The organism is Mycetocola sp. JXN-3 (assembly GCF_014522285.1).
Classification (GTDB): Bacteria; Actinomycetota; Actinomycetes; order Actinomycetales; family Microbacteriaceae; genus Mycetocola; species Mycetocola saprophilus.
This window is the reverse complement of the sequence record NZ_CP041635.1, coordinates 2,061,681-2,084,402: the sequence shown is the minus strand read 5'-3', so window position 1 is coordinate 2,084,402 and position 22,722 is coordinate 2,061,681. Positions and strand designations below refer to the sequence as shown.

Below are 22,722 nucleotides of genomic sequence, written 5' to 3'. Positions count from 1 at the left end.
GGGCGTTCCCCTAGTCTCGGGTCATGGCCTTACCGGCCAGAGCGTGGAGCTCCCACACCCAGGGAGGCTCGGAGAAGAGGAGAAGCGTGGACATCGACATCCGTGAACATCGTCGCCGCTGGTTGGCCCAGGAGGCCGCCGCCGATCGCATCGTTTCCCGGGTTGGTTCCCTCTATCGCGATCACGGAGTCGTGACTTCCCTCGGCGGTCGCCGCCTGATCGGGCTCGCCTCGATCGACGTGCTCGGCACCCTCACCCGCACCGCGACCCACCCCGACGACCTGGCCGGCGTGGACCGCGAGCTCGCGGATTTGGAACTGATCCTCGATGCCCTGGCCGAGATTGCCCCGGGCCCGGTCTCGCTGGACCTCACCGCGCTGAGCGCCGGCTGGCGCGGTGCCGGGGGAGCCGATCCGGTACGACACCTGCGCGAAAGCCTGGATCTACCGGTGGGCATCCCGGGCGAGGTAGACACGGAAGCGCCCGACGGGGTTGAGCCCCGCGACGTGGTGCTCTATGGATTTGGGCGGATCGGACGAATCTTGGCCCGCCTGCTGATCACCCACGCGGGCGGCGGCCACGGGCTCCGCCTGCGGGCCATCGTCGTACGCCCCGGGGGCCCGGGCGACCTGAATAAGCGCGCCAGTCTGCTGCGCCACGACTCGGTTCACGGGGACTTCCCGGGCACGGTGACCGTGGATCCCGAGGGCAAAAGCATCCTCGCCAACGGCACCCTGATCCGGGTTATTTACGCCGCCGAACCCGAGAGCATCGACTACACCGAGTATGGGATCACCGATGCGATCATCGTGGATAACACCGGTCGCTTCCGCGATGCTCAGGGGCTTGAACGCCACCTGGTGGCGCCGGGTGCCGAGCGAGTTCTGCTGACGGCCCCCGGTCGAGGTGACATTAAAAACATCGTTTTTGGGGTGAACGACGCGGCGATTGCGCCCGAGGACCGGATCCTCTCGGCCGCGTCCTGCACCACCAACGCGATCACCCCGGTACTCAAGGTCATCAACGATGCCTACGGGGTGCGTCACGGGCACGTGGAAACCGTGCACTCCTTCACCAACGATCAGAACCTGATCGATAATTTCCACACCGGGGATCGTCGTGGACGCTCGGCCGCGCTCAACATGGTGCTCACCGAGACCGGCGCGGCCACCGCGGTGGCCAAGGCGCTGCCCGAGCTGACCGGGAAGCTGACCGGGAGCGCGATCCGGGTGCCCACCCCCAACGTGTCGCTGGCGATCCTGAACCTGGAGCTTGAGCGTCCGGCCACCCGGGACGAGGTCAACGAGCGCCTGTTCCAGGTTGCCGCCGCCTCGACCCTGCGTCAGCAGATTGATTTTGTGGCCGAACCGGAGCTGGTGTCCAGCGACCTGGTGGGCTCACACCGCGCGGGCATCGTGGATGGTTTGGCCACCATTGCCCGAGATACAAACCTCATCCTGTACGTCTGGTATGACAACGAGTTCGGTTACAGCTGTCAGGTGATGCGTGTGCTGGAGCGCATCGCCGGTGCGCACCCGCGGGTTCTGCCCGCCCGGGTGCCGGCTTAACCGCGCATCGCCGAAGCGCAAACGGCGACCGGGTCCCATCCTCCCGACAGAGACGGAGGGTGGGACCCGACAATTCTTGATGGCGTGGGCATCCCCGCACCATACGCATCGGGCCCCGGGCTCCTCGGCAATCGAGGAGCCCGGGGCCCGATGTTCGGTAACTGAAGGACTAGGCGGACACCGCGGCGCGAGCGCCACCCTGCCACAGCGCGTCAAACGGGGCATTCGAGGACACCCGGGCGGCAATCCCGGCGGTCACAAACGCCTTGGCGGTGCGGGCGGCCTCGAGCGGGGTCGCGCCCTTGGCCAGCTCGGCGGTGATCGCGGCGGCCAGCGAGCAGCCGGCGCCCGAGACGGCGACCTCGCCCACCTTGGGGGCGCTGAGAATCTCGGTCACGGTGCCGTCATAGTAGACGTCCACGGCGTCGGGGCCGGCGATGCGCACGCCACCCTTGGCGAGGACCGCGGCACCGGAGATCTCATGGATGATGCGTGCGGCCTCGGTCAGGTCCTCAACCGAGGTGATGGTGATGCCCGAGAGCGACTCGGCCTCGAAGTGGTTGGGGGTCACGAAGGTGGCCAGCGGCAGAATCTCGGCCTTGAGGGCCTGGTCGGTGTCCAGCGCGTGGCCGGGCTCCTGACCCTTGCAGATCAGCACCGGGTCGAGGACCACGTTCTTCCAGTCCTGGTTCTGCAGGGCCGAACGCACGGTGGAAATGGTGGTGGGGCTGCCGAGCATGCCAATCTTCACGGTGTCGAGGGATCCGGCGTAGCAGGTCTGAATGGCCTCAAGCTGGTCGGCGATCACGCCGGCATCCACCGGAACGAAGCGGTGGTTCCAGTTGTCCTTGGGATCGAAGGACACGATGCAGGTCAGCGCGGTGATGCCGTAGACACCGAGTTCCTGGAAGGTCTTGAGGTCGGCCTGCGCACCGGCGCCGCCGGTGGCTTCGGATCCGGCAATGGTCAGGGTGATCGCGGGACGCGGGGCGTTTTCGAAAGACATGCCCTCATCTTAGAAGGTCAAACCGTGCCAATCTGGCGGCGAAAACGTGCCAATTTCCACCCGGTGGACGGTCCGAATCCCCGCATATGCGTCATCCGCAGCGCCCGGGTTTGGGAAATAACGGCCGATTGTAGCGCGATTCGTTACGCTAGTGCGCATGACTACCGTCGAGAAATCTCCGCCGTTTAGTCGCTGGGTCTTCTGGCCCGCAGCGATTATTGTCATTGTTTTTGTGGCCTTCGCGATGATCGCGCCGGATGTGGCCGAGTCCACGTTCGCCTCGATTCAATCCACGATCGTCAAGAACTTCAACTGGTACTACGTCCTCATCGCCGCCTTCTTCGTGGCCTTCTGTCTCTGGATGGGCTTCGGGAAGTTCGGTGACATCAAGCTGGGTAAGGACGAAGACGAGCCCGAGTTCTCCCTGGGATCCTGGTTCTCCCTGCTGTTTGCGGCGGGCATGGGAATCGGTCTGGTCTTCTACGGGGTCAGTGAGCCGCTCAGCCACTTCGCCAATCCACGTCCCGGAGTTTCCGGCACCGACGCACAGATCGCCCAGCAGGCGCTCTCGCAGACCTACCTCCACTGGGGTGTGCACGCCTGGGCCATCTACGTGGTGATCGGATTGGCGCTGGCCTATGCGATTCACCGTCGCGGTCGCCCCATTTCGATCCGCTGGGCCCTGGAACCGCTGCTGGGACGCAACGTTCGCGGCGGCTGGGGCAACCTGATCGACGTGATCGCCCTGGTGGGAACCATGTTTGGTGTCGCCACCTCGCTGGGCTTTGGTGTGCTGCAGATCGGCGCGGGCCTCGAACACGCGGGCCTGTTTAAGTCCACCGACTTTAGCAACGTGATCATCATCGTGGTGATTACCGGTGCCGTGCTCTTCTCGGTACTCTCGGGTGTCTCCAAGGGCATGAAGTGGCTCTCCAACACCAACCTGATCCTGGCCGCCGTGCTGGTGCTGTTTATCCTGATCGTCGGGCCGACCCAGTTCCTGCTGCGCGACTTTGTCCAGTCAATCGGTAACTATCTGCAGAACTTCATCGGGCTCTCCTTCAACGTGTCGGCGTTTGCCGGGGCCGAGGGTGAGGCCTGGCAGGCATCGTGGACCACGTTCTACTGGGGCTGGTGGATCTCCTGGGCACCCTTTGTGGGCATCTTTATCGCGCGGATTTCGCGTGGCCGCACCGTCCGTGAGTTCATCACCGGTGTGATCCTGGTTCCCACGCTGATCACGTTCCTGTGGTTCAGCGTGCTGGGTGGTACCGCGATCTTCCAGGCTCTCAACGGGGGTGGCGGGCTGATCGGCCCGGGCAACTCGGTGGATGTGGAGGGTGCGCTCTTCCAGATGCTGAACAACCTGCCCGGTGGATCCGTGCTCACCATCGGTGCCATCATCCTGATCGCAATCTTCTTTGTCACCTCCGCCGACTCCGGCGCGCTGGTGATGGGCATGATCGCGACCGGTGGCCAGGCCGAGCCCAAGCGCTGGATCCGGGTGTTCTTCGCCTGTGCCTCCTCGCTGCTGGCCATCGCCCTGCTGCTGACCGGCGGGCTGGAGGCGCTGAAAACCGCGGCGATCATCATCGCCCTGCCCTTCAGCGTCATCATGCTCGGGATATGTTGGTCTACCGCGATCGCCTTCAGACGCGAGAACCGCCTCTACGACAAGGCGCGACGCTCGGCGTTTGTGAACCAGATCGGTGACCACTACGGCCTCGAGGTGGATAAACCCAATGAGGAGGGCTCGCTGCCGCGGATGGGTGCACGCTTCCTGCGTCGCCGGCGCGGGCTGCCCCAGGTTCCGGTCGCGACCAGCGCAATCGACATCATGGCGCAGAGCCCGGCCGACGCCGGGGTGACCCTGGTGGCCGGCGACTCCGCCGAGGCCGGGGAGACATCGGCGGGCGTCGCCGACGGATCCCCGTCCACCGATGATTCGCAGGCCGAACGCTAGCCAAACATCAGCGCGATTTCGGACCCCGTGTTCTCCATGAGCACGGGGTCCGTGTTGTGTGTGCCACGCACGGCCACCCCGGTGACCGCGCGCAGCCGGGCCCAGTAGTCGGCGTTCAGGCGCGCATGATCGGTGTTGGCGGAGGCCAGCAGGGCGCGTGGTTCGAGCTCGGCGAACCACTCGGGGGTCGGCCCATCGTCGCCGCCGTGGTGGGGGAGCAGCCAGAGCGCATCGTGCAGGACGCCGTCGTGGTCGCGGGCTCGGATATCGTCCCAGTGGGATCTCTCGCCCGCGTGATCCCCGGCAAAGATGATCGCGCCGCCGGACCGATCCGAACGCTCGGGGGACCGGGCCGCGCCGCCCGGCCGGTCAAAAGTCTCGGAGGTCCCGGCCGGGCCGGCGGTCGGTTCGGGGGACACGCGGGACCCGCCGTGGCGCAGCACGAAGACCCCCGATTCGGCGTTTGCGCGCTCGGAGATCTCGTGAATGAGCGCCTCGATGCTTGCGGTGCCCGCGGAAGTGCGTGCCCGCTCGGGAGTGACCTCGGAGAGCGCCGCCACCAGTGCCGGGGTCTCCAGCGCATCGCCGGCCACCGGATACAGTCGCTCGAGTCGGAGCCCGAACGGGCCCGGTGTCTCCCAGATCACCGGGTCCGACTCGGGGGAGAAGGGCAGCAGGGTGGTGCCGCCGTCACTCAGAATCCGGGTCAACTCGGCAAACTCGCGCAGCGACTGAATCTGGCCATCCGGGGAATCCACGTGCGCATCGGGGCGGAACCGCGCGCGCCAGTCATCGCTCATCGGCGGCTCGGCGATCTGCGGATAGGGGAGGTGGGCACGCGACACCGGTACCACGCGGGCGAGGGCGAGCAGTCCCTGAACGTGATCGCGGTGCAGGTGGGTGAGGATCAGGTCGTCGATGCGGGTGATGCCGTGTTCGCGCAGCCAGGTAACCGGATCGGTGCGCACCGCATACTCGCGGCGGGCACCCCCGTCGATCACGGTGACGCCGTGGGCGGTGCGGATGATCGCGCAGGAACCCTGGCCCACGTCCAGGACGTCGACGCGCACGGGAGCGGGGAGGGCGAGTGTGGTCATCGGGAGGCCTTTCCACGGAGAGGTAATAGTGAGGGTGATGGTGAGGGCCGGCGTGGGCGTCGGCACACCGGTTTCCGGCCGGGCGGTGCGCCCAGTGTGACGGGTGTGGATGGACACCGGGTTAACGGGTCGCCCGCTGCCAAACATGTGTTTGGCAGGACCAACCCACTCGGCCCAACTTCGGCGTCATTGCTCACCTCCGAGCGCCGGGCCCCTGTGGGCACACCGGACGTGCAGCGGGCGTTCATATGCGCGCGTCCGGCAATTCACCGATCGGGACTGCCGGATACGTGCCCCGAACTGGTCTCCTGGGTGCAGGGCGCGACGGGCGTCCACCCACACACTCTTTGGAGAACACCGTGCAGAAAACTCGACTGCGTGCAGTCATTGCGATCGTTGCCGCAGCCACGATCGGACTCACCACCGTTCCGCAGGCCGCCTACGCAGCGACCTGGACCCGCACCGCCAAGTATGAGCGCTGGACCGGCTTCAACGCCCTCGAACGCGGTCAGGGTATCGCCAACGACGGCACCTACTTCTACTACTCGGGCCTGATGAGCATGGTCAAGACCCGCATCAGCGATGACCACGAGGTCGCCGAGAACAACTTCGCGATCCCCGCGGATCTGGCAAACACCTTCAAGTCCAACCACATCGGCGACATCGCCTACCACGACGGTCTCGTGGTGGCACCGCTTGAGGATGGCAAGAACGGCTACCAGAACCCGCTGCTCGCGCTCTACAACGCCAGCAACCTCTCCTACACCGGCCGCTATGTAAAGCTGCCGCTGGACTCGCTGCCCGGCGGTGTGCCGTGGGTGGCCGTGGACGCCGCGGCCGGCCTGGTCTGGGTCGCTCCGTGGCCCCAGCGCGCCGAGGAGGGCACCGATCGCCTGATCGCCTACCGCCTGAACGACCTGCTGACCGCGGCTCCGGGGGCAACCCTGGCCGTGGATCACACCGTGAAGCTCTCGCGTCCGCTGAGCCGGATCCAGGGTGCCACGATGTACAACGGCGAGCTCTACGCCTCGGTGGACATCTCCGGCGACAAGTCGGTCTACTCGATCAACACCGTGACCGGTGCCGTGAACTGGCAGTTCAAGCAGGATGTGGAGCCCAAGGATGAGGTGCAGGGCATCACCGCCGTGGACCTCGGACCGGCCGGCGGCCAGCTGCACGTGCTCAACGTGGGCTCGGGCCTGAAGTCGATCTTCATGTACCTGCAGCACTACACCGTCTCCGGACAGTAGTCACCCCCGCGGGGAGTGGTATCCCCGCCGGCGCCCGGGCGGCCCGGCCGACGCATCCAGCGTCGGTTCGGTCACCCGGGCGCCGTGCTGTTCGCGGGGAGGCCACCACCTGTCAGGTCACCCGCGCGGAGGCCACCCCCGTCCGGTCACCGCCTGTCCGGTCGCCCGGGCACCGTGACGTCCGCGCGGAGACTACCCCCGTTTGGGGCGCATATCTTTGGCCATTTGCCCGGGAATTGGCTGAGTGCCCGGGGTGTGTGTGCGGTCTACGCACCCGCCTGTTCGGCAGCACCGAACCCCGACCCCGGGGCTTCATTCGACGTTCATTGCGCGGATGGGAACCGTACCCGGACCGGGTCGGGGTGCCGTGTCACTCTGTTTTGCGAAGGCGATCCCCCGTTCGCCCCTCCCGAACCAGTCACACCAGATGAGGACACCCGTGCCCGAAGTACTTCTCCGCTCGCTCAGCAAATCGTTCACCGGTACCCGCGGTGACCGCCACACGGTGCTGCACGATGTCGGTTTCACGGTCGCCGACGGTGAGTTCGCCGCGATCCTCGGCCCCAGCGGCTGTGGCAAGTCCACGACCCTGCGCATCGTCGCCGGCCTCGACCGTGCCGACAGCGGCGAGCTGCTCATCGGCGGCCGCGATGTCAGTAACGTCCCCAGCTCCGAGCGCGGCCTGGGCATGGTTTTCCAGAACTACGCCCTGTTCCCGCACCTCAGCGTCGCCGAGAACATCATCTTCGGCCTCAAGGTGCGCCGCGTGGGTAAGGCCGAGCGCAACGAGCGCCTGCTGGAAGCCGCCCGTCAGCTGCAGCTGGAGCCCTACCTGGATCGTCGCCCCGGGCAGCTCTCCGGCGGCCAGCGTCAGCGCGTGGCCCTCGGCCGGGCCCTGGTGGGCGGCTCGCGCCTGATCCTGATGGATGAGCCGCTCTCCAACCTCGACGCCCGCCTGCGTGCCGACATGCGCACCGAGATCCGCGAGCTCCAGCAGCGCCTGGGCCTCACGGTGCTCTATGTGACCCACGACCAGGTCGAGGCGATGACCATGGCCGACAAGGTTATCGTCATGCGCGAGGGCTTCGTGGACCAGATCAGCGCCCCCGAAAACCTCTACGCCCGGCCCGAGAACGCCCACGTGGCCCGCTTTATCGGCGCCCCGCCGATGAGCGTCATCGAGGCCCGTCGGGACGGCGATGCCCTGCTGATCGGTGACCAGCGCATCCCCGCCGCCCACTTGTTTGCCCGCTTCGGACACGACCTGCCCGAGGAACTCCTGCTGGGCATCCGGCCCGAGGATCTGGTCCCCGGCCTCGGTGCCCCGTCTCGTGCCGAGCAACTAGCCCCCGGTACCGGAGCCTCATCCCGCGCCGAGAACGCGGCCGCCGGTACCGGCGCGCTGAGCCTGCCCGGCGTGCTGGAGCGCCAGGAGCTGCTCGGTGCCGACCGCCTGGCCACCTACTCGGTGGGGGGCCAGAACCTGCGAGTGCGCGTGCGCGCGGCCAGCACCCTGCCCACCATCTCCCAGCTCGGTGCGAGCCTCGACCACGTGCACCTCTTCACCCGCGCCGATCAGGTCCGCATCCCCGCGGCAATCCGCCCGGTCCTTGCCCAGGCGTCCTAACCCGGCCCGCGCCCCAAAACTTTTCCTCCCCGCAACACCTTCAATCACAACCCATCCACAAGGTTCCAGAAAGGACCCTATTTCCCATGTCTTCCCCGATCCGCAAGAAGCTTCTTGCCACGGCCGGTGCCGCACTCGCATTCGCCGTTGTGCTGACCGGTTGCTCGGCGCCCGCACAGGCCGACGAAGAGGTAAGCATCGAGTTTTACTACCCCGACCAGGTGGGTACCCTGGGCACCCTGATCGACGGCTACCTCAAGGAATTTGCCGCCGAGCACCCCAAGATCAAGGTCAAGGGCGTCTACTCGGGCGACTACGACCAGACCCTCACCGCGGTCAACACCGCGATCGACGGCGGCAAGGCCCCCGCCCTGGCCATCATGGACCAGACCTTCGTCCTCGACCTGGTGGAGCGCGACGCGATCTCCAGCTGGGATGACTACCTCAAGGACGACGAGAGCAAGAAGTGGCTCGACGGCTTCTACCCGCAGTTCATGAAGAACTCCACCGACAGCGACGGCCACGTGTGGGGTGTGCCCTTCGCACGCTCGACCATCGTCCAGTACTGGAACAAGGACTACTTCACCAAGGCGGGCCTCGACCCCGAGCACGGTCCGGCCACCCGCAGCGAGCTGCTGGATGCCGCCCGCGCCACCCAGGAGAAGGGCGGATCCAAGTACGGTCTGTTCATCCCCACCTCCACCGGTACCGCCTACTGGCTGTACCAGGCACTGGTCCAGCAGGCCGGTGGCGACGGCGCAATCAGCAACGCCGACGGCACCAAGGTCACCCTGGACACCCCGGAGAACGTGAAGGCTCTGGAGTTCTGGGCCTCGCTGGGTGCCGAGGGTATCGCCCCGAGCACCGAGGTCGCCTGGTCCACCTCGACCGATGACTTCCTCGCCGGTCAGACCGCCATGCTGTGGACCACCTCGGGCCGCATGGGCACCATCCAGGACAAGGCCACCTTCGACTGGGGCGTGTCCGCACTGCCCAAGGACGTTGCCGCCGGTGCCCCCACCGGTGGTGGCAGCCTGATGCTCTTCAACAAGGGCGTCTCGGACAAGCAGCGCGAGGCAGCCGTCACCCTGGCGAAGTTCCTCACCACCCCCGAGCGCGCGGCCGACGTGTCCGTCAAGTCCGGCTACATCGCCACCTCGGACGCAGCCTGGAATGACCCGGCCATGGTCGCCCACGTGAAGAAGTTCCCGCAGGCCATCGCCGCCCACGACGCGGTTGCCGACGCCATCCCCGAGATGTCGACCCTGGACCGTGACCGCGTGGTCTACCAGACCCTGGCCCCGGCCCTGCAGTCGGTCCTGCTGAACGGTGCCGACGCCAAGGAAGCACTCACCAAGGCTCAGGCAGACATCACCAAGATTCTGGCCGAGCACAAGTAACACCCCCGCTCGGCCCGGGGCTGCAAACCTCCGGGCCGAGCACTCGCACCACCCCACACCCCGTTCGGGGCGGGCCCTCCCGGTCCGCCCCGAACACCCTCGAACCAAAGGCTGCCACCCGTCATGACCGACGCCCCCGCAGTCGCGCCTCCGACCGAACGCTCGTCGTGGAATCCCCTCCGCGCCGCCCGCAAACTCCCGGATGCCGGCTTCGCCTATTTCCTGCTCCTCCCCGCCTTCATCTTCCTGGCGCTGTTCACGGTGAAGCCGCTGATCGGCTCGATCATCGCCAGCACCCAGCCCCGCCGTGGCGACGGGTTTACCCTCGATAACTACGCCCGTCTGGCCACCGATGACGTCTTCCTGAAGGCCCTGGGCAACAACTTCCTGTTCTCGCTGATCACCGTTCCGGTGTCCCTCGGCCTGGCGATGCTGCTCGCGGTCTTGCTGCACCAGAACGTGCGCGGCCGCGGCTTCCTGCGCGCGGGCGTGTTTGCCCCGGCAATCCTCCCGATGGTTGCCGTCGCGGTGATCTGGATGTACTTCTACCAGCCCAATATCGGCGTGATCAACTCGATCCTCGGTGCTTTGGGCCTGCCCACCCCCGACTGGCTGGGCGATCCCGGCCTGGTGCTGCCCTCGCTTATGGTCATGATGGTCTGGAAGGAGGCGGGATTCTTTATGCTGTTCTATCTCGCCGGGCTCCAGGGCATCGACCCCGAGCTCGAGGAGGCCTCGCGGCTGGAGGGCACCGGCAAGTTCCGCCACTTCTGGAAGGTCAGCTTCCCGCTGCTGATGCCCACCACGCTGTTTGCGGCGATCGTGGCGCTCTCGGATTCGATCAAGATGGTCGACTTCGTGTTTGTGATGACCCAGGGTGGTCCGGACAACGCCAGCAACCTGCTGCTGTTCTACATCTATAAGGTGGCCTTCGCCCAGCACTGGCCGCAGTTCGCCGCCGCCATTTCACTCGTGGTTGTGGCCGTGCTGGTGGCACTGGCCCTGATCCAGATCAGACTGATGGATCGCAAGATCCACTATCGCTAGGAGACATAGTGGATCGCATCCTCACCACCTCGGACCGGATCGAACGGGTGCTCGCCTGGGTCGCCGGCCTGCTCTGGATCGCCCCGCTGGCGTACGTGTTTGTGCGCTCGGTGATCGTGGAATCCCCCGAGGGGAGCCGCTTCGGCTTCGATAACCTCACAAACGCCTGGTCGTCCGCGCCGTTTGGGCAGTACTACCTCAACACCACGCTGCTGGTGGTGGGCATCACCCTGGCCCAGCTGGTATTCGGGGCGCTCGCCGCCTACGCGTTTGCGCGGTTCACCTTCCCGTTCAAGAATGCACTCTTCGTGTTTGTTCTGATTCAGCTGATGATCTTCCCCGAAGTGTTCATGTCCGAGAACTATCGGACCGTGGCGGGCTTTGGGCTGCTAGACACGATCACCGGAATCGGCCTGCCATATGTGGCCAGCGCGTTCTGTATCTTCTTCCTGCGCCAGGCGTTTATGACCGTGCCCAATGAGCTGGTCGAGGCCGCACAGGTGGAGGGCAGCTCGCGTCTGGGCATCCTCTGGAAGGTGTTCCTGCCGGCAGCCAAGCCCAGCATCATCGCCTACGCGCTGGTGTCGGTCTCGACCCAGTGGAACAACTTCCTCTGGCCGATGATCGTGGCCACCTCGGATGAGACCCGGCCGATCACCGTGGGCCTGGTGCGCTTCCTGGCCCCCGAAACCGGCATGGACTTCCCCAAGATGGCCGCCGGTACCGTGATCGTGATCGGCCCGCTGCTCGCGGCCTTCCTGATCGGTCAGCGCGGATTCATCAACTCGTTCCTGCGCTCGGGTATCAAGTAGCACGCACCACAAAAATCGCCGGGCTGGTTTTCCAGCCCGGCGATTTTGTGTTGCCCGCGGATCGTGGCGGCGAGCTCTGCGGGAACCTACCCCTGCGTGAACGTAGCCCGGTGGGAACTTACCCCTGCGGGATCTCCAGCACGATCTTGCCGCGGGCACCGCCCGGGTGGCGCAGCGCGTCCACGGCGGCCACATAGTCGGTCAGCGCGAAACGGTGGGTGACCAGCCAGCCAGCATCCAGGGTGCCGGCGTTGATTAGCTCCACCACCGAGCGCCAGGACGCCGAGGTCGAGGCGAAGCTGCCCAGCACGGTGAGGTCGGCGTTGATCAGCGCGTCCACATCCAGCGGGAAGCGGACATCCCGGCCCAGATAGCCGAGGAGTGCCAGGGTGCCCCCGCGCCGGGTCGCGGCAATCGCGGCGGCGACGCCCGCGGGGGAGCCCGAGGCCTCGATCACCAGGTCGTAGCCCTTGGCCGCGCGCCGGGTGAGGAAGCGGTCTACCCCGGCGTGCTCGGCGAGGATCGCCTGCTCGGTGCGCAGGCCGCGCAGGTCCACTCGCTCGGGATCCCAGACGCGGGCGAGGGCGGCGGCGAGCAGACCGATCGTGCCGTCTCCGATCACCAGGATGCGCGCACCGGGAGCGGGAATCGCGCGCTCCATGGCCCGATAGACCACGCTCGCGGGTTCGGCGATGACCGCGGCCAGCGGGTCGATGCCCGGCGCGATCTCGTGTGCCAGGCTGCGAGGCACGGCCACGGCCGATGCTGCCGCCCCGTCGCGGGTGAAGCCCAGCTCGGCGTAGGTTGCGCAGAGGTTCTCGCGGCCCTCGGCGCAGCGCACACAGGTGCCGCAGGGGATCAGTCCCTCGGTGACCACGGTGCGTCCGACGGGGTCGAGCCCCACCCACTCGTGCCCGAGGGTCAGCGGATAGCGCACAAATGCCGGGTCCACCAGGCCGTCGATCAGGTCCAGGTCGGTTCCACACAGCCCCACCAGCTGCGGCCTGAAGATCTCCTCGCCGGGACCCGCGACGGGCTCGGCAACCTCGGCCAGGTGCAGGGTTCCGGGGTGCGGGATACGCAGGGCCCGCACTAGTCGCGTCCCCGCGGACGACCGGCGATCTGCGCGGTGATCTGCGCGGCAAACCGGCGCAGGATCCCGCCCAGTTCGCTCGCGCGGCGCTCGGGGGAGCCGGTCTTAATGGTGGTGACCGACAGGGCACCAAAGACGCCCCCGTGCAGTCCGAATACGGGTGCGCTCAGGCAGTAAACGCCGATCTCATCCTCCTCATCATCGATGCCGAAGCCGCGCTCGCGGGTCCGGCGTAGGTCTTCCAAAAACCCGGGCACGGTGGTAATGGTGCGGCGGGTGCGTGCGGGGAGCCCGGTTTCCTCGGCGATGCGGATCGCCTCGCTCTCGGGCAGGTGGGCAAGAATCGCCTTGCCGGCGGCGGAGGAGTGGGGGAGCTCGCGCACCCCCATCGGTGCATGGAAGCGGATCACACCGGGAGCATCCACCCGGGAGATGAACATCGGATAGCCATCATCGTTGATCGCCGCCCGCGCGGTCATCTGGGTGCGCCGGGTCAGATCGTGCAGCACGGGCTTGACCAGCTCGGTGAGCGGGTGGGTCTCCACCGCTCGGTCGCCCAGGCGAACCAGGGTCAGGCCCAGCCGATAGCGGGGTCCGGGATGCACCTCGCGGATATAGCCCGCGTCCACCAGCGTGCGCGCGATCGCAAAGCCCGCGCTCTTGGACATGCCGGACAGGCGGGCGAGTTCGGTGAGGGTCAGCCCATCGGTTCCGGCTTCGGCAACCACGTCCACCACGCGCAGTGCGCGGGCGACGCTGGCCACCGTGTAGTCGCGGCGTTCGACGCCCTGGCGCGACGCGGGTTCGGACACGGTTTCCTCCTGATGGGTGCTGGGCCGAGGTCACTCTATGCCGCGGCGGCGTGCCGAGGTCCCGCCCGCGCGGGCTGATTCGAAGTGTTCACCCGGGCCCGCCGGGGCGGCGAGGATCGTTTACCGGCGCGTCTTGTGGCGTCCACCTCCCGGCCACCAAACGCTGCTGCGATGGGTGTGCCGGAGTCCGACCGGTGCTTTCCCTGGTCTTCCCCTCGGGTGCGCCGACGCCCATCCCATAGACGACTCGGGCAGCGATGACCGGGTGCCCGTGCCTGTGCTCGTGCCCGTGCATCGGCCGATCGGGCCTGACCCGGCGCCGGCCCCGATCCGCCTCCTGCCCACCCGAGAGAAGCGACCCGATGTATACACCGCGTAGTGCCGAGTGGTTTGTTGGCGATTCCGAAATCTCGGTCATGCACCGGGTCGCGCTGCGCAACTCGGGGGTGACCGAGGACCTGGAATCGGGACGGCCGCTGATCGGGATCGCCGACTCCTCCTCGACCCTGAACCCGTGTAACCTCCCGCTGCGATCCCTGGTGGAGGATGCCGAGCGTGGCATCCGTGAGGCCGGCGGGATCCCCGTGGTGTTCCCGGTGATGAGCCTCGGCGAAGACCTGATGAAGCCCACCGCGATGCTCTATCGCAACCTGCTCTCGATCGAGGTGGAGGAGTACGCGCGCTCGTATCCGCTGGATGGGCTGCTCCTGCTGGCCGGCTGCGATAAGTCGCTGCCCGGTGCCCTGATGGGGGCGGCCAGCGCCAATCTGCCTACCCTCGCGGTGGTGAGTGGTCCGCGCGCCGCCGGGGTACTCGACGACGCGCGGCTGGGAACCGGTACGGCCCTCTGGCGCGCCGACCATGAGCGGCAGAGCGGCACCCGAGATTCGGCGGCCTGGAAGAGTTTTGAACGGGCGCTGGCCTGCGGTCCCGGAACCTGCAACACGATGGGGACGGCCTCGACCCTGGCGATCCTCACCGAGGTGCTCGGCTTCATGCTCCCCGGAACCGCGGGGGCCGCCGCCGGAAGCGTGGCCCGTGCGGATGCCGCCTATCGCAGTGGGATCACGCTGACCGAGACGGTGCTGCGCGCGGATCCCGCGGACACCCCGCAGCGCATCCTCACCGAGTCGGCCCTGCGCAATGCGCTGGTGGCGCTGTGTGCGCTGGGCGGGTCACCCAATGCGGTGATCCATCTGATCGCGCTCGCCGGACGGGTGGGCATCACCCTGGATGCGGACACCCTGGATCGCATTTCCCGGGAGGTCCCGGTCATCGCGGACATCGAACCCGCCGGGGCCGGGCTGCTGGCCGACTTCGACCGCGCGGGCGGTACCCCCGCCCTGCTGCACACGCTGGATACCCTGATCGATGCGAACCTGCGCGCCGCCGACGGACGCCCCTGGCGCACGCACCTGCGCGCCGCCGAGACGGTGCCGGGGCAGAGCCCGCTTGCGCCCACCGGTGGTACCGAGGCGCGGCCCGTACCCGACCGTGATGCGGCCGCCGGCGCTGCCGCGCCACTGTGGGGTCGTGACCTGGACGCACTCACCGGTGATACCGAGCTTGAGCCATCCGCCCGGCCGGGGCATCCCGCCGGGAGCACGCGACCGATCCGCCCGCTCACCGATCCGGTGGCCCCCGAGGCGTTTGCCGTCCTGCGGGGCAACCTCGCCCCGCGCGGCAGCCTGATCCGCCTGGCCACCGCCCCCGAGCTGCGCCGCGTGCACACCGGCCCGGCGCTGGTCTGGCACAGTTACGCGCAGATGCGCCGCGAGATTCACGATCCCACCCTGGCGGTCACCCCGGACACCGTGCTCGTCCTCACCGGCGCCGGACCGGTGGGAGCCCCGGGCATGCCCGAGTGGGGAGTGATCCCCATTCCCCGGGTACTCGCCGCCCAGGGGGTCACCGACATGCTGCGGATTAGCGACGGCAGAATGTCCGGGACCGCGTTTGGGTCCTGCATCGTGCACGTGAGCCCCGAGGCGGCGATCGGCGGACCCATCGGGCTCCTGCGCACCGGTGACCTGATCTCCCTGAATCTGGACGCACGCTCCCTGAACGTCGGCCTCACCGAGGCTGAGCTAGCCGCGCGTCTGGCGGCCCACATTCGTCCCGAACCCGCCGACCTGCGCGGATGGCCGCTGCTCTACCGCCGTCACGTGGGCCAGGCCGATACCGGCTGCGACTTCGATTTCCTCACCGCCCACACACCCGAACAGCGCCGGGTGGTGCAGCCCGTCGTGGGGCTGTCCTAGCCGCCGCGTCCCAGAAAGCGAGCGCGTCCATGACCGCCACTTCCGCATCAGCCCCAGCCTCCGTCTCCGCCCCCGCCGAGCACGCCGACCCCGCGGCCCTGCGCGCGCTCGCCGAATCCGCCGCGCTGCGGGTCCGCGAGCTTATTCTCGAGCGTCGGCGCACGGGCATCGGCGCCGTGGATACCAAGTCCTCGGCGATTGACGTGGTGACCGAGGTGGATCGCGAGGCCGAACACCTGCTGCGCGACATCCTGCTGACTGCCCGTCCGGCAGACGGTTTCCTCGGCGAGGAGGGTACCGCGCAGATCGCCGGGACCAGCGGCATCGTCTGGGTGGTCGATCCGATCGATGGGACCACCAACTTTGTCACCGGTGCCGGACCCTTCGCGGTGTCGGTGGCCGCGGTTAGTGCTCCGGGCTACCCGGCGAGCTGGAGCGCCTATGCCGGCGCGATCGCGCTGTGCCTGGGCAACACCGCGACGGAACTGTTCTCGGCCCACGCCGGCGGCGGTGCCACCGCCCAGGGACGGGCCATCTCGGTGTTGGACGGTGCCGACCTGAACGCGGCGATTATTGCCACCGGACTGGCGTATGACCCGGCCATTCGACGCCGACAGGCGGCGACCCTGGAGGCTCTCACCCCGCGGGTGCGGGATCTCCGGATCGGGGGATCGGCCGCCGCCGACCTGTGCGCGGTCGCCGCGGGGCACGTGGCCGCCTATGTCGAGCGCGGTCTCGCGCCCTGGGACTGGGCCGCCGGTGCGCTGATCGTCACCGAGGCCGGGGGTGTCCTCGTGGGAGAAACCGGGGACCGCCCCGATGCCGAACTGCTGCTCGCCGGGGGCGCGGGCATCGTGGCCACCCTGCGTTCCCTCGTCTAGACCGGTTTCGCGTGTCTCGCCACATCCGGTGCCCGGGTTTATGTCTGCCCCACCAGACGCGGGCGATTTTCGGCAAACCGACGGTTTGGCGCGGTGGCCCGTGTGGGTCGCGGCGGACATCCCCGAAATCCCGCGGATTTTGGGTGTGCGGGTATCCATCCCGGCAACAAAAGTTTCCGCTCCGTGTCTGTCGCGACCGGGGATAAACCGCGTGGTCATCGCGGAGTTTCGCACCCCTCGGCGTGTACGTGGCGGGGTCGGGTTACGATGGACGCTGGCCCGCCCCGTGGTGCCGCTCGCGACGTCGCGACCCGTGAATGGACGAGAGTACCCGGGCATGCGTGCCTCCGGTGAACACATTCCGCGGCTGGGGAATGGGAAAGAGTACAAAATTGAGTGAACCGCTGACCACGAATACCATCGATCTTCCCTCGACTCGGCGTCGTACCGCGGTACCCGCGGACCTCGCCCGCTCCTGGCTGCTGGTCAACGCCACTCAGCCCGACCTGATCGAGCAGGGCGTGCGCTCCTCGGCCGACGCGGTCATCCTGGACATCGAGGACGCCGTGGACCCGAGCCGCAAGCCGCAGGCGCGCGAGGACGTCGCCCGATGGCTGCACACCGAGGGCAACAGCGCCTGGGTGCGGATCAACGACTACACCACCGAGTTCTGGCGGGACGACCTGGAGGCCCTGCGTCACGCGCCCGGCCTGCTGGGGGTCATGCTGGCCAAGACCGAGGATCCCGAGCAGGTCACCGCGACCCACCAGATCCTCGGCGGGCAGCGTCCCGTGGTTGCCCTGGTTGAGTCGGCCCTGGGGATCGAGGATGCCGGCCGGATCGCCCGTGCGCCCGGTGCCTTCCGCCTGGCGTTTGGCTCCGGCGACTTCCGTCGCGACACCGGCATGAGCGCCGACCGTGAGGCGATGGCCTACCCGCGCGCCCGTCTGGTGGTTGCCAGCCGCGCGGCCGGCCTGCCCGGTCCGATCGATGGACCGACCGTGGGCGAGAGCCACCCGATCCTGCGCGAGCAGTCGGGCATCACCGTGATGATGGGCATGACCGGCAAGCTGTGCCTGAGCGCGGATCAGACCCCGGTGGTGAACGAGGTCATCAGCCCGACCCGCACCGACGTGAGCTGGGCCAACACCTTCCTGCTGGACTTCACCGCCCGCGGCGAGATCGTCCGCGACGGATCGGACCTGCCGCGCCTCGGCCGCGCCCGCAAGATCATGGCGCTGGCGGCCGCGTTCAACGTGCGCCCCTTCGACGCCGACTAGACCGCTTCGACGATGCCCGGCTCCGCCTTCGCGGGGTCGGGCATTCGTGTCTGTGCCGTGGATCCGGAGCGCCCGCTAGGCTGGTTCCACCCCAGGCTGGCCAACGAAGGCGGACCCATGCGCATCGTCATTGCGACCGATAAGTTCAAACACTCCCTCGACGCCCGCGCCGTGGGTACCCATCTGGCGCGCGGCCTGCGCGCGGCCGCCCACGCCGCGGGAGTTTCGGAACCGATCATCGACATCGTGCCCCTGGCCGACGGCGGGGAGGGCACGCTGCGCGCCGCACTGGAAGCGGGCGCGACCGAGATCCCGGTGCGCGTAGTCGGGCCACACGGTACCCCGGTCTCGGCATCATTCGCACTGTTCCCACCCGTCGACGCCACACCCGGATCCGATGCCTCCGGCGCGGCGGCAATCGACCTGGCAACCGCCACCCAGGAAACCGAAACCGCAGCTACAGCGACACCCGCGGACCCACCCCCCGAGTCTCGCACCGCGCTGGTCGAGCTGGCCGCAGCCTCCGGACTCGACCTGGTGCCGCCGGATCGTCGGGATCCCGGCGCGGCTACCACGGTGGGCACCGGCGAGCTGATCCGCGCGGCCCTGGACCGTGGGGCCACCCGAATCATCCTCGCCGTGGGCGGCAGCGCCACCACCGACGGTGGTGCCGGTCTCCTCGCGGCCCTGGGAGTGCGCCTGCTGGATCACTCCGGGGACCCGATCCCACCCGGGGGCCTGGGGCTGGAAAGCCTCGCGACGGCGGACCTCTCGACCCTCGACCCGCGAATCCTCGCCACCGAGTTCATTCTCGCCTCCGACGTGGACAACCCGCTGTGCGGCCCGCGCGGGGCGGCCCGGGTTTTTGGAGCTCAGAAGGGTGCCGACGAGAACCTTCGCGCGCGCCTGGACGCCGCCCTGGCTCGCCTGGTGGCGGTACTCGCCGCGGCATCGGCCCCGGAGTCCGACCTGGTCCAGCATGCCGCGAGTTCTCCGGGTGCGGGTGTCGTGGCCGATGCGGTGTGGGGTGCCGCGAGTTTTCCGGGTGCGGGTGCCGTGGCCGATGCGGTGTGGGGTGCCGCAAGTTCTCCCGGGGCCGGTGCCGCGGGTGGGGTGGGGTTTGCGGCGCTGGGGATCCTGCGCGCCGAGCGGCGTCCCGGCATCGACGTGGTGCGCGAACTCACCGGTGTGGACCGGCTCATCCGGGGCGCCGACCTGGTCATCACCGGCGAGGGCAGCCTGGACGCTCAGAGCCTCGGCGGCAAGGTTCCGGTGGGGGTAGCCGAGGCAGCCCATCGAGTGGGTGTGCCGGTGCTGGCCGTGTGCGGGCGCTCGGAACTCACCCCGGCGCAAGCACGGGACGCCCGCCTGGGTCGCGTGTTTGCCCTCGCCGCGATTGAGCCCGATCCCGCGCGCAGCATGGCCGAGGCGGGCCCACTGCTGGAGCGTCTCGCCGCGGATATCTGGGACGCGATCCCCACGCTCTAAACAGAAAACCCCGCCGGGCGGGATGCCCGGCGGGGAAAAGAGGGAGGGGGGACTAGCGAACCACAACCGCCACGATGATGTTCACCACGGTCAGCCCGGCCACGGTGGGAATCACCCAACCGGCCAGCGGCTCCTTCTTCTTGTTGATCAGGGCGATCACCAGGATCGCCACCAGGATCAGCAGCTTGATGCCCACCTTCATGTGGTCAACCGTCACGTCGGCGTTCATTTCCGCCAGGGCGACCAGTCCCAGGCCGCTGACCAGCTGCAACCACGACCCGTGCAGGATGCCGGGAACCAGGCGTGCGGTGCCGGTCTTAATGGCCTTGATCTGGGTCATTGCCCCGCCCAGAATGGCGGCCAGACCCACAAAGTGAAGGATGAGCAGAACGTTTCTCAGGATCTCCATGGTTAAAACCCTATCCGACAGATTGTCGGAATCATTACACCTTTTGGAGGATGGTGGGAGATACTTGAGTCATGCCACGTATCACCGCGCCCACCGTAGCCGAGCACCGCTCGCGTCGTCGGGATGAGCTGATCCAGGCCGCCACCGAGGAGCTCCTGGAGTCCGGTGTCGACGCCGTCACGCTTGCCCGGGTGGGTAAGCGGATCGGACTGGCTCGCTCCAGCGTGTACGAGTACTTCAACTCGGCAACCGATCTGCTGGCAGAAATCGCCCTCGGATCCTTCGCCGAGTGGACCGGGGAGATCGAACGAGCCCTGGCCGGTTCGGCCACCGCCTCCGAGCGCCTGGACGGCTATATCTTCACCAGCCTGCGCCTGGTCGCCGAGGGCAAGCACGATGTGGCCGATGCGCTGGGTGGAACCCGGCTGCCGGACTACCACCGTCGCGAGGTCATCGAGCTGCACGTGGCGCTGATGTCGCCGCTGCGCGACGCCGTGGATCAGATGGGCGTGGAAAACCCCAGCCTGATGGTGGAACTGATTCAGGGCCTGGTCGAGGCCGGCTCGCGCCGCATCGCCCGCGGGGACGACTACGTGCGCGTCGCGCGCGCCACGATCTCGCTGGTGCACTCGGGGCTGACCCCGGCAGCCGGCATCGACACCGCCGTCGGCGGCACCCTCGCCGCCGCACACTAGCCCGCGCTAGTCCCGTTCGAAGCCGCGCAGCTCATCCAGCGCGCGACGCTCCCGCTTGGTGGGACGCCCCGCTCCGCGGTCGCGCAGAATGGGCGCGGCCGTTTCCAGCTTTGAGGGCCGCGGCGGGGTGTTGTCCTTGGCCGCCAGGGCCGCGGCGGGGGCACCCACCCGCTTGGTAATCAGGCCGGTAACCTCGAGGATCGAATCGAACCCGGCAACGCGCACCCGCACCTCGTCGCCGAGCTTAACCTGGGTGGACGCCTTGACCGTGTCACCGTTGACCCGCACGTGTCCGGCACGGCATGCCGTGGTTGCCTGGGAGCGGGTCTTATAGCGTCGTACGGCCCAGAGCCAGCTGTCCAGGCGTACCGAGCCTTCCGTGTTCATGCCCTCAGCTTATCGTCGTGTGCGACCCGGGCAAGACGAAACCCCCGCCATCCGAAGGGACGACGGGGGTTTCGGGGTTGCGGTATTAGACGCCGCGGATGTTCTCAGCCTGCAGACCCTTGGGGCCCTCAACGGTGTCGAACTCAACACGCTGGTTCTCGTCGAGCGAGCGGAAGCCGCTCGATGCGATTGCCGAGTAGTGCGCGAAAACATCAGCCGAACCGTCGTCCGGGGTGATGAAGCCGAAGCCCTTTTCAGCGTTGAACCACTTCACGGTTCCAGTTGCCATGATTATCTCTTTTCTTTAGGTGACCCGGTACGAGTTTCGAACCGGTTCGTCGCGGTGTTCTGTGCTAGCTCCTGAAGAAAAGCGATCATGTCTTGCGAAGAAGACCTGACTGCCCCAAAACCTGTGCAATACAACAACGGTGCGACAACGTTCATCGAGGATCCTGACAGGTTTTGGCCGAAACCAAAACCCTTCGGGGCTCGTGTGAACGAGTATGAACGCGTAACCGAAGTCCGGTCAACGCGAAGATCTGAGGATTCCTGCCCGGCGGCGAGGCGGCGCGAGAACGGCGCCGAGACCTCGGTGGGGGAGGAGGCCAACACGCCGGGGCGTGAGGCGAGGGACATGGACGGGGTCGACATGTCTGATGCACGCCGCTGAATACCCGGTGCTGAATACAGCGCCGTGGCACCCGCAATGCGGGTCGGCCGGCTCGGCCAAGACACCAGGGCCGCCGTGGCCCGGGTCTGCGTGGTAATGCGTGACATCTAATTTCCGAGGTACCCCCGCGTGCTTTCTGGGGGTGCCCTGTGTTGGTGCGGAGTGTGTCAGCGGGGGACTTCCTCCTCGATGCACATCGAGGCGAACCGCTCAGACACACTGAGCTTGCTTCGTTCACAGTAGCGCAGAATCAAAAGAAACACACCGATTTCGTGCGAAAGTGGCGGGTTGTCCCGCGAATTACCGTGAATATGTCCCGCGGGTTGGGGGTATTTGGTGGCGGTTTTTATATTCGACGTTCGGAAAACCGACCCAAAATGACTTCTATAAAGAGGACCGTGCGTTGCACTCCCCAGGGCACGTTCAATCCGATAGGCTGGAAAAAGGAGGTACACGGTGTCAATCCACGAAGATAAGAACCCGCACACACAGTCGTTTGTGCGCCGTCCCGCAACAGGTGACGCGGGAGAACCCGCTGTCGATGCTACGGCTGCTTACAGCCAGGATCTCGGCACCACGGTTGCGCCCATTGATCGCGAGATTTCCGAGGCTGAGCAGTCGGCCATCAACGCCCTGCCTCCGGGCTCGGCGCTGCTGATCGTGCGTCGCGGACCCAATACGGGTGCCCGGTTCCTGCTCGATTCGGATCTCTCCACCGTCGGGCGCCACCCCAACGCCAGCATCTTCCTTGACGATGTGACCGTGTCGCGTCGTCATGCCGAATTTGTGCGCACCCCCAATGGTTTTGAGCTGCGCGACCTCAACTCCCTCAACGGCACCTACCATGCCGGCGAGCGGATCGAGAGCGTCGAGCTGTACGACGGTGCCGAGGTGCAGGTGGGCAAGTTCCGCCTCACCTTCTACCCGTCGCGCCACGACCTGCGTGCCGACCAGCACGTCCCGGGTGACGCCTAAC

The 22,722-nt window shown here is 67.4% G+C and carries 20 protein-coding genes; 13 read left to right on the top strand and 7 right to left on the bottom strand.

Annotated features, from left to right (window positions below; all coding sequences use genetic code 11):
• Positions 1-86 precede the first annotated feature (86 nt).
• Positions 87-1,568 (top strand): glyceraldehyde-3-phosphate dehydrogenase, encoded by a 1,482-nt coding sequence (locus C7C57_RS09545; protein WP_255505643.1) that lies wholly within the window; start codon positions 87-89, stop codon positions 1,566-1,568.
• A gap of 169 nt (positions 1,569-1,737) precedes the next feature.
• Here C7C57_RS09545 and C7C57_RS09540 read toward each other — a convergent pair whose 3' ends face one another.
• Positions 1,738-2,574: a hydroxymethylpyrimidine/phosphomethylpyrimidine kinase gene (locus tag C7C57_RS09540; protein ID WP_187976216.1), complete on the bottom strand. Its 837-nt coding sequence runs from the start codon at positions 2,572-2,574 to the stop codon at positions 1,738-1,740.
• A 157-nt stretch (positions 2,575-2,731) separates the two neighbouring features.
• Between C7C57_RS09540 and C7C57_RS09535 the strand changes: the two genes are divergently transcribed.
• Positions 2,732-4,537, top strand: coding sequence for a BCCT family transporter (locus C7C57_RS09535; protein WP_187976215.1), 1,806 nt, complete (start codon positions 2,732-2,734; stop codon positions 4,535-4,537).
• Here C7C57_RS09535 and C7C57_RS09530 read toward each other — a convergent pair.
• On the bottom strand, positions 4,534-5,634 hold the full coding sequence (locus C7C57_RS09530; RefSeq protein ID WP_187976214.1) for an MBL fold metallo-hydrolase: 1,101 nt from the start codon (positions 5,632-5,634) through the stop codon (positions 4,534-4,536). The genes C7C57_RS09535 and C7C57_RS09530 overlap by 4 nt on opposite strands.
• A gap of 359 nt (positions 5,635-5,993) precedes the next feature.
• Here C7C57_RS09530 and C7C57_RS09525 point away from each other — a divergent pair, with 359 nt between their 5' ends.
• The 5 genes from C7C57_RS09525 to C7C57_RS09505 all read left to right on the top strand — a co-directional run bounded on the left by C7C57_RS09525 (position 5,994) and on the right by C7C57_RS09505 (position 11,770).
• Positions 5,994-6,884, top strand: a complete 891-nt coding sequence (locus C7C57_RS09525; RefSeq protein WP_187976213.1) for a hypothetical protein — start codon at positions 5,994-5,996, stop codon at positions 6,882-6,884.
• 439 nt (positions 6,885-7,323) lie between these two features.
• Complete coding sequence (locus C7C57_RS09520; protein WP_255505642.1) at positions 7,324-8,511, top strand: ABC transporter ATP-binding protein; 1,188 nt, start codon at positions 7,324-7,326, stop codon at positions 8,509-8,511.
• 86 nt (positions 8,512-8,597) lie between these two features.
• Entirely contained in the window at positions 8,598-9,911 is a 1,314-nt protein-coding gene (locus C7C57_RS09515; RefSeq protein WP_187976211.1) for an ABC transporter substrate-binding protein, read from the top strand.
• A 123-nt stretch (positions 9,912-10,034) separates the two neighbouring features.
• The gene (locus tag C7C57_RS09510; protein ID WP_211250747.1) at positions 10,035-10,958 is read left to right on the top strand and encodes a carbohydrate ABC transporter permease; all 924 of its coding nucleotides are present in this window, start codon (positions 10,035-10,037) and stop codon (positions 10,956-10,958) included.
• Positions 10,959-10,966: 8 nt separating this feature from the next.
• Positions 10,967-11,770 carry a carbohydrate ABC transporter permease gene (locus C7C57_RS09505; protein WP_255505641.1) on the top strand — a complete coding sequence of 268 codons (804 nt, stop codon included), beginning with the start codon at positions 10,967-10,969 and terminating at the stop codon, positions 11,768-11,770.
• A 118-nt stretch (positions 11,771-11,888) separates the two neighbouring features.
• On the opposite strand, the gene C7C57_RS09500 is transcribed toward C7C57_RS09505, so the two are convergent.
• Positions 11,889-12,863 carry a zinc-binding dehydrogenase gene (locus tag C7C57_RS09500; protein ID WP_187976210.1) on the bottom strand — a complete coding sequence of 325 codons (975 nt, stop codon included), beginning with the start codon at positions 12,861-12,863 and terminating at the stop codon, positions 11,889-11,891.
• Positions 12,863-13,675, bottom strand: coding sequence for an IclR family transcriptional regulator (locus C7C57_RS09495; RefSeq protein WP_121688001.1), 813 nt, complete (start codon positions 13,673-13,675; stop codon positions 12,863-12,865). Before C7C57_RS09495 ends, C7C57_RS09500 begins: the two co-directional genes overlap by 1 nt.
• 362 nt (positions 13,676-14,037) lie before the next feature.
• Between C7C57_RS09495 and C7C57_RS09490 the strand changes: the two genes are divergently transcribed.
• From C7C57_RS09490 to C7C57_RS09475, 4 genes are all read left to right on the top strand, one after another.
• A complete protein-coding gene (locus C7C57_RS09490) occupies positions 14,038-15,936 on the top strand; it encodes a dihydroxy-acid dehydratase (RefSeq protein WP_187976209.1) in 1,899 nt (632 codons plus the stop codon).
• 29 nt (positions 15,937-15,965) lie between these two features.
• Positions 15,966-16,817 carry an inositol monophosphatase family protein gene (locus tag C7C57_RS09485; RefSeq protein WP_187976208.1) on the top strand — a complete coding sequence of 284 codons (852 nt, stop codon included), beginning with the start codon at positions 15,966-15,968 and terminating at the stop codon, positions 16,815-16,817.
• Positions 16,818-17,191: 374 nt separating this feature from the next.
• The gene (locus tag C7C57_RS09480) at positions 17,192-18,097 is read left to right on the top strand and encodes a CoA ester lyase (RefSeq protein ID WP_051701539.1); all 906 of its coding nucleotides are present in this window, start codon (positions 17,192-17,194) and stop codon (positions 18,095-18,097) included.
• 117 nt (positions 18,098-18,214) lie between these two features.
• Positions 18,215-19,585 (top strand): glycerate kinase, encoded by a 1,371-nt coding sequence (locus C7C57_RS09475; RefSeq protein WP_187976207.1) that lies wholly within the window; start codon positions 18,215-18,217, stop codon positions 19,583-19,585.
• A 52-nt stretch (positions 19,586-19,637) separates the two neighbouring features.
• On the opposite strand, the gene C7C57_RS09470 is transcribed toward C7C57_RS09475, so the two are convergent.
• Entirely contained in the window at positions 19,638-19,994 is a 357-nt protein-coding gene (locus tag C7C57_RS09470) for a hypothetical protein (protein ID WP_030143297.1), read from the bottom strand.
• 71 nt (positions 19,995-20,065) lie between these two features.
• Between C7C57_RS09470 and C7C57_RS09465 the strand changes: the two genes are divergently transcribed.
• Positions 20,066-20,689, top strand: a complete 624-nt coding sequence (locus C7C57_RS09465; RefSeq protein ID WP_187976206.1) for a TetR/AcrR family transcriptional regulator — start codon at positions 20,066-20,068, stop codon at positions 20,687-20,689.
• 6 nt (positions 20,690-20,695) lie between these two features.
• Here the strand turns inward: C7C57_RS09465 and C7C57_RS09460 are convergent, their stop codons facing one another.
• Entirely contained in the window at positions 20,696-21,076 is a 381-nt protein-coding gene (locus C7C57_RS09460; RefSeq protein WP_030143299.1) for an RNA-binding S4 domain-containing protein, read from the bottom strand.
• Between the two features lie 85 nt (positions 21,077-21,161).
• Positions 21,162-21,365 carry a cold-shock protein gene (locus C7C57_RS09455; RefSeq protein ID WP_030143300.1) on the bottom strand — a complete coding sequence of 68 codons (204 nt, stop codon included), beginning with the start codon at positions 21,363-21,365 and terminating at the stop codon, positions 21,162-21,164.
• 879 nt (positions 21,366-22,244) lie between these two features.
• Between C7C57_RS09455 and C7C57_RS09450 the strand changes: the two genes are divergently transcribed.
• A complete protein-coding gene (locus C7C57_RS09450) occupies positions 22,245-22,721 on the top strand; it encodes an FHA domain-containing protein (protein ID WP_043321433.1) in 477 nt (158 codons plus the stop codon).
• Position 22,722: the final 1 nt, after the last annotated feature.

Bases quoted from the DNA above. Each gene is read 5' to 3' on its own strand.
- C7C57_RS09540 (WP_187976216.1), bottom strand. From the start codon at position 2,574: ATGTCTTTCGAAAACGCCCCGCGTCCCGCGATCACCCTGACCATTGCC.
- C7C57_RS09535 (WP_187976215.1), top strand. From the start codon at position 2,732: ATGACTACCGTCGAGAAATCTCCGCCGTTTAGTCGCTGGGTCTTCTGG.
- C7C57_RS09530 (WP_187976214.1), bottom strand. From the start codon at position 5,634: ATGACCACACTCGCCCTCCCCGCTCCCGTGCGCGTCGACGTCCTGGAC.
- C7C57_RS09515 (WP_187976211.1), top strand. From the start codon at position 8,598: ATGTCTTCCCCGATCCGCAAGAAGCTTCTTGCCACGGCCGGTGCCGCA.
- C7C57_RS09510 (WP_211250747.1), top strand. From the start codon at position 10,035: ATGACCGACGCCCCCGCAGTCGCGCCTCCGACCGAACGCTCGTCGTGG.
- C7C57_RS09490 (WP_187976209.1), top strand. From the start codon at position 14,038: ATGTATACACCGCGTAGTGCCGAGTGGTTTGTTGGCGATTCCGAAATC.
- C7C57_RS09485 (WP_187976208.1), top strand. From the start codon at position 15,966: ATGACCGCCACTTCCGCATCAGCCCCAGCCTCCGTCTCCGCCCCCGCC.
- C7C57_RS09480 (WP_051701539.1), top strand. From the start codon at position 17,192: ATGGGAAAGAGTACAAAATTGAGTGAACCGCTGACCACGAATACCATC.
- C7C57_RS09475 (WP_187976207.1), top strand. From the start codon at position 18,215: ATGCGCATCGTCATTGCGACCGATAAGTTCAAACACTCCCTCGACGCC.
- C7C57_RS09470 (WP_030143297.1), bottom strand. From the start codon at position 19,994: ATGGAGATCCTGAGAAACGTTCTGCTCATCCTTCACTTTGTGGGTCTG.
- C7C57_RS09465 (WP_187976206.1), top strand. From the start codon at position 20,066: ATGCCACGTATCACCGCGCCCACCGTAGCCGAGCACCGCTCGCGTCGT.
- C7C57_RS09460 (WP_030143299.1), bottom strand. From the start codon at position 21,076: ATGAACACGGAAGGCTCGGTACGCCTGGACAGCTGGCTCTGGGCCGTA.
- C7C57_RS09455 (WP_030143300.1), bottom strand. From the start codon at position 21,365: ATGGCAACTGGAACCGTGAAGTGGTTCAACGCTGAAAAGGGCTTCGGC.